Source organism: Methylococcus sp. EFPC2, assembly GCF_016925495.1.
Classification (GTDB): Bacteria; Pseudomonadota; Gammaproteobacteria; order Methylococcales; family Methylococcaceae; genus EFPC2.
In genome coordinates this window covers 1162817-1167895 of sequence record NZ_CP070491.1, presented here as the reverse complement: position 1 = coordinate 1167895, position 5079 = coordinate 1162817, and the positions used below count along the sequence as shown (strand labels likewise).

Annotated in this window: 4 protein-coding genes and 1 riboswitch; of the genes, 1 reads left to right on the top strand and 3 read right to left on the bottom strand. The window is 62.6% G+C overall.

What is annotated here, in order from left to right:
* Window positions 1-128 precede the first annotated feature (128 nt).
* Window positions 129-314: riboswitch (cyclic di-GMP riboswitch) on the bottom strand.
* Between the two features lie 306 nt (window positions 315-620).
* On the top strand, window positions 621-1397 hold the full coding sequence (locus JWZ97_RS05045; protein ID WP_205433720.1) for a SapC family protein: 777 nt from the start codon (window positions 621-623) through the stop codon (window positions 1395-1397).
* A gap of 8 nt (window positions 1398-1405) precedes the next feature.
* On the opposite strand, the gene JWZ97_RS05040 is transcribed toward JWZ97_RS05045, so the two are convergent.
* From JWZ97_RS05040 to JWZ97_RS05030, 3 genes are all read right to left on the bottom strand, one after another.
* A complete protein-coding gene (locus JWZ97_RS05040) occupies window positions 1406-1564 on the bottom strand; it encodes a hypothetical protein (protein ID WP_205433719.1) in 159 nt (52 codons plus the stop codon).
* Between the two features lie 71 nt (window positions 1565-1635).
* Window positions 1636-3894, bottom strand: coding sequence for an FUSC family protein (locus tag JWZ97_RS05035; RefSeq protein ID WP_205433718.1), 2259 nt, complete (start codon window positions 3892-3894; stop codon window positions 1636-1638).
* Between the two features lie 48 nt (window positions 3895-3942).
* A complete protein-coding gene (locus JWZ97_RS05030) occupies window positions 3943-5073 on the bottom strand; it encodes a biotin/lipoyl-binding protein (protein ID WP_205433717.1) in 1131 nt (376 codons plus the stop codon).
* Window positions 5074-5079 lie beyond the last annotated feature (6 nt).

Sequence of the window (5079 nt, the reverse complement as noted above, 5' to 3'; positions counted from 1 at the left end):
GGCTGGATACTCCTGTAAGAGCACTCGGGGCCGCTCATGTCGTCAGCGGAACTCGACGTGTTCTTGGCTTTCGAAAACGGAAGTCGGCGGGCACAAAAAAAGCCTGGCTGCTTCCCTCCACATATAGAGGTGGCAACCCGGCTTTCTTAATCCGCACGGAGGATACAAGATCGGCACGACTCCGAAGCGGATCGAGTGGCGACTATCAAACGCCTCGTTCCAGTTCGGCCACAGCGCGTTCTTCTTCGTCCCATTGCGTGGTAAGACCCGTGGCTTTCCGTCCCTGCCTCACGACAGGTTTGGCGAACGCTCCGAAATAGCCAAGGACAAAACCGCACACGCGAACCTGCCTGCATCCGATGTCCCCGTCCCCTGGCATGGCGAAAGAAAAACTTCCTACTCCGGCGCTGTGTAATGGCACCATAAGCAACCCCCGTTTGCAAGAATTCTTATCACTCGGTTTTGTCCCTTGAGCCGAAGTTTTCCTGCCCGATTTGCGCCCACGGAAACCCCGAATTCCGCCCGCCTTGCCTGGCTGGCCGCAGCTTTTCGTGCTAGGTTTCCACGCGCTCGGCTCCCTCCGCCCCGTTCAAGCTCTCATCCTCGAGGAACAATCGCTTATGGCTACGCAATTGCTGATATACGAAACCGCCGTTCCGGTCACCCAGACAAGACACGGGCAGTGGTCCGTAGACACAGCGGGCGGTTTCGCTTTCTGCCGCAAGGTGAACTCGGTGCCGCTGATGACGGTCGAGTTTCCTCGCACCGCGGCCGAATATCCCATCGTTTTTGCCGGCAATGGAGAACACGTGATGCCTGCCGTGATCCTCGGGCTGCGGGCCGGCGAGAACCTATTCCTGACCGAGCAAGGCGGCTGGGATGGCAAATACATCCCGGCCTTCGTGCGCCGCTATCCCTTCGTCTTCTCGAGCAGCAGCGACGGCACCACGTTTTCCCTGTGCATCGACGAGGCCTATGCGGGCTGCAATCAGGAAGGCCGAGGACAGCAGTTGTTCGACGACAACGGCAAGCCGACGAACTATGTGCAGGATGTGCTTCGCTTCCTTCAGGGGTATCAGGCCGAATTCCAGCGCACCCAGACGTTTTGCAAGAAACTCAAAGAACTGAACTTGCTCGAACCGATGCAGGCCCAGATCACTCTGGATTCAGGGCAGATCGTATCCCTCACCGGTTTCCTGGGCGTGAACAAGGACAGGCTGAAGGCACTCTCGGGCGACACCCTAGCCGATCTGGCGCAAGCCGACGAATTGGAGTGGGTGTTCCTGCATCTTCTATCCTTGCAGCATTTCGAAAGCCTGAAGGAACGCCTCGCCGGCACGGCCACCGGCGAAGCGCTGTCGGTCAAGAAAAAAGGCAACGGCGCATCGGGCGCGTAAGCGCTGCGTCATGAACGATGCGTTAAGCCGTTGTTGATGTAGTCGTAACGCGTCTGCGCGAAATCCAACTTGGCGCGATGCAGATTGCGCGGGGTGGCGAGCACGTCGACCACGGTGCGGGTCCCACCCGCAAGCCCTCCTCCGCCGCGACCCGCGGGATGTCTCATCTTGGCGGCAAACCTGCCGTTGGGGCACCTCAGTATGGATATCGGGTGAGCATTGCACAGTGAGCGCCGGCTTATGCTGAGAAGGTCTCCACGCCATGTCCGGATGGCGACGCATCACCGCCCGGATCGGGCCGAGGATGGAGGCCGCTTATAAGCGCTTCCAGCTCATCGATATAGTCCAGAAGTATTTTGTTGAGGTCGATGCAAGCGAGGATGGATTTTCGGGTTTCCCAGTCGACGGCCGGGTCGGCCGTGAGTTGGCGAGCCGAATTTTCGAGTGCGCTCAGCAATGGCCTGCCGTCGGGTGGTGGCGCGGCGGGGTGCTCGCACACGTGCTGCGCCAGGGAGAGCAGCCGCTCGCAGCAGGCGTTGTCGAGCCCCCGTTGCTGTTCCAGAAGCACTTCCGTCCGGGACCGGAAATTCCGTTCCCGATAATAATGGTGGCGCGCCTGCGTCACTCGCGCGACGCCGTGCACGGCGCCTATGATCAAATCCAGCGCGAGGATGCGCGCGGCGGCGTCCGGCCGGCCGGTGCCCGGTTCTAAGGCGGCGTGCTCCCGCAAACCCGCGGCTTTTTGCAGTTCGCCGTCTATGGCGCGCATCAGGTCGGGGTCCGAGCGGGTGTTGCCGACCCCCGCTGCGTCGAGCATGACGAAACGGCTCAGCATGCGCAGGCTAATGGCGAGGCGGTTCATCGCCAATTGCTCGGAGCGTTGCGGCCAGAGAGCATAATCGATGACGCCGATGATGATGATGCCGATGAGGATGCCGAACACACGGTCCCAGGCGATGTCCAGGTTGATCGCCGGCCCGTAGCCGGGCAGCACCGCGTTGGCGAACGAGAAACCGATTTGCGTGCCCACATAGGCGATGCGGGGGCTGCCCGATCCCACCCAGGCGGCGAGCCAGCACACCGGGGCGATGGCCAGCATGAAGCCGGCGACCGTTTCCAGCGCCGGTTGCAGCACGATGATGAACACGTAGGCCAGCAGGCCGCCCAATGTGGCGCCCAGGATGCGCAATAGCGAGATGCGGTAACTGGCACCCAGGCTCGGTTGAGCGACGATCACGCAGGTCAGAATGGCGGTGGCGATTTCCGGCCAATGCAGGGCCTGGACCAGAAACAGGCTGATCACGACGGCCATCGCGTACTTCATGCCGTAATGCAGCGAATCGATGTTGTCGAGCCAATAGTCCTTCCGCACATAGGTGCGCCAAAACGCCGTTGCGCCGGCCGGCTCGGTCGTCGGACTGGAAATCTCAAGCGGCGACACGGGGCCGTATACGCCGGCCAGGGTTTTCCGGATCCTCAGCGCGGCGTCGTCCAGCCGGTGCAGAAAATGGGCGACCGGCGGGTCCGTATCGATGGGGGACCGGCCGTCTTCGGCCGGTCTTAGATCCGATAGGGCCGGCGGCTGGCGGGCAGCCAGAAAATCCGCGCGCAAGGCCCGGCATTCGGCCAGGTTGGTCTGCAGCCTCGCAAATTCGCTGCCGCTGAAACGGCGCCGGGCATCCGTCCGGGCCATGAGGCGCGTCAAGGCCGCGGTGTTGTTGAACCAGGTGTCCACCTCCGCGATAAGGTCCACCCATTCCAAATGCTTGAGCCTCAGTTCCGGATGGGCCAGTTCGGCGTTAGTGAGCAGGTGGAAATGGCGGGACACGGCGCCGGGATAAGGCCGCTCGCCGCTGTCCGCTCTTGTCTCCGAATCCGCGCCCCGTTCCACCAGGCTTTCCAGCATGCGGATGATGGCCTCGAAGCGCTGGGCGATATGCGCGTGCAGCACGGCCAAGGGATCCTGGCGCCACAGCACCAGGTGGGCCAGCACGGCGGTGCCGTAGGTCAACAGCACCAGGGTCGGGAACAGCCACAAGGCGCCGTAGACGTTCTGCACCGGCTGCTCCGGCTTGAACAGCACCACGGCGACATAAAGCACGGCGGCGATGGCCGGAGTACCGTTGACCCGCGCGTAGAAGAGCAGCAGCGTGATCAGCGTGAACGACCAGGGCACCAGGAACCAGGGCTGGTCGCCCCATAAACCGAGGCTGACGACGCTGAGCCCGATGGCGAGGAGCACCAGTTTTACCAATTGCAGCGCGGTGAGCAGGGTCATCGTGTAGTCGGTCATGGCCGCGCCGAGCATCATCACGAAGGCGAAACTCAAAGCCACCGTGGCCGGCGGGCGCAGGGTGACGCTGACCAGGCTGATGACCATCAGGATGACGAACAGGCGGACCGTCAGGATTCGGCGCGCGGGCGTCCAGCGCAGCTCGGCGCGCAGGAATTCCGCAGGCGGCAGGCCCAGCCAAAACTTGTTCCACAAATCCCGCATGGCTCAATCCGCGCCTGGGATGGTGACTCGGGTGGCTGGCTCAGACATTCACGGCCGTTGCCTGGGGTCGGCAGCGGGTTCGCCCGCAAACCCCAGGACGGTGGTGAACGCTGTCATGCCCATGCGGAAGGGATACTGCGGGTCGCGCTCCAGCAGCTTGATGCGCACCGGGAAGCGGGAGGCCAGCACCACCCAGTTCAGCGTCCTTTCCACGGTCGGCAGCGAACCCTGCTCCTTGATGTTGTCTGGATAGTTGGCCCAACTGATGCCCTGCACTTCGCCGCGGAAACGCTTGCCCGGATAGGGGGCGAGAAACACGTCCACCGCCATGCCCGGCTTGATGTCCCGCAGATAGGTTTCCTTGTAATCGGCGATCACGTACCAGGTCCGGTCGTCGACCAGCGCGAACAGTTTCTGCCCGGGCTGCACGTATTGTCCGACCGAGATGTTCAAGTTGGTCACATAGGCATCGAAGGGCGCGTAAACCGAGCAGTATTCCACATCCAGTTCGGCACTCTGCACCTCGGCGCGGGCGGCTTCGATCTTGGCATAGACGTCGCCGAACTGCGCCAGCTTGGCCTCCTCCTGCAGATGTTCCTTGTGGGCGAAGTCGACACCCATGGTCGCCGCGCGCTGCCGGGCCAGCGCGTCTTTGACCGCCGCCGCCGAGGCATCCCGTGCCGCCGTCGCCTCGTTGACCTTGTTGGCGGTGACGAATTCTTGCTTTAGCAGCGGCTGGATGCGTTGCAGATAGCTTTGGTCGTACTCCGCCTTGGCCTTCATCCGGGCGATTTCCGCGTCGGCGGCGGCCTGTTCGTGCTCTGCCTGTTTCACCTTGGCGTGGCTGGCCTCGATGGACGCGTGGTCGGCCTCCACCTCCTTCTCGGCCAGCTGCAGCCTGGCCCTGGCCCGGGCGAGGGCCGCCTGATAAGGGCGCGGGTCGATGACGTAGAGCAGCTCGCCCTTTTTGACCCACTGGTTGTCGGCGACATGCAGTTCGCTGATGCGGCCGCTGACGTGCTGGGGCATGATGTCCACGATATTGGCCCGTACCATGGCGTCGTTGGTGCGGGGGTGCGCGATGTTTTCATTCCACACCACAAGCCCTGTCAGAACGGCGCCGAGAGCGATGGCTCCCCCGAGCAGACGGCCTAACAGGATTTTCGTTTGTTCATTCATCGCCGC

What these genes read in the sequence shown, in the direction of transcription:
- JWZ97_RS05045 (WP_205433720.1), top strand. Translation starts at nt 621, where the DNA reads ATGGCTACGCAATTGCTGATATACGAAACCGCCGTTCCGGTCACCCAG.
- JWZ97_RS05040 (WP_205433719.1), bottom strand. Translation starts at nt 1,564, where the DNA reads ATGAGACATCCCGCGGGTCGCGGCGGAGGAGGGCTTGCGGGTGGGACC.
- JWZ97_RS05035 (WP_205433718.1), bottom strand. Translation starts at nt 3,894, where the DNA reads ATGCGGGATTTGTGGAACAAGTTTTGGCTGGGCCTGCCGCCTGCGGAA.
- JWZ97_RS05030 (WP_205433717.1), bottom strand. Translation starts at nt 5,073, where the DNA reads ATGAATGAACAAACGAAAATCCTGTTAGGCCGTCTGCTCGGGGGAGCC.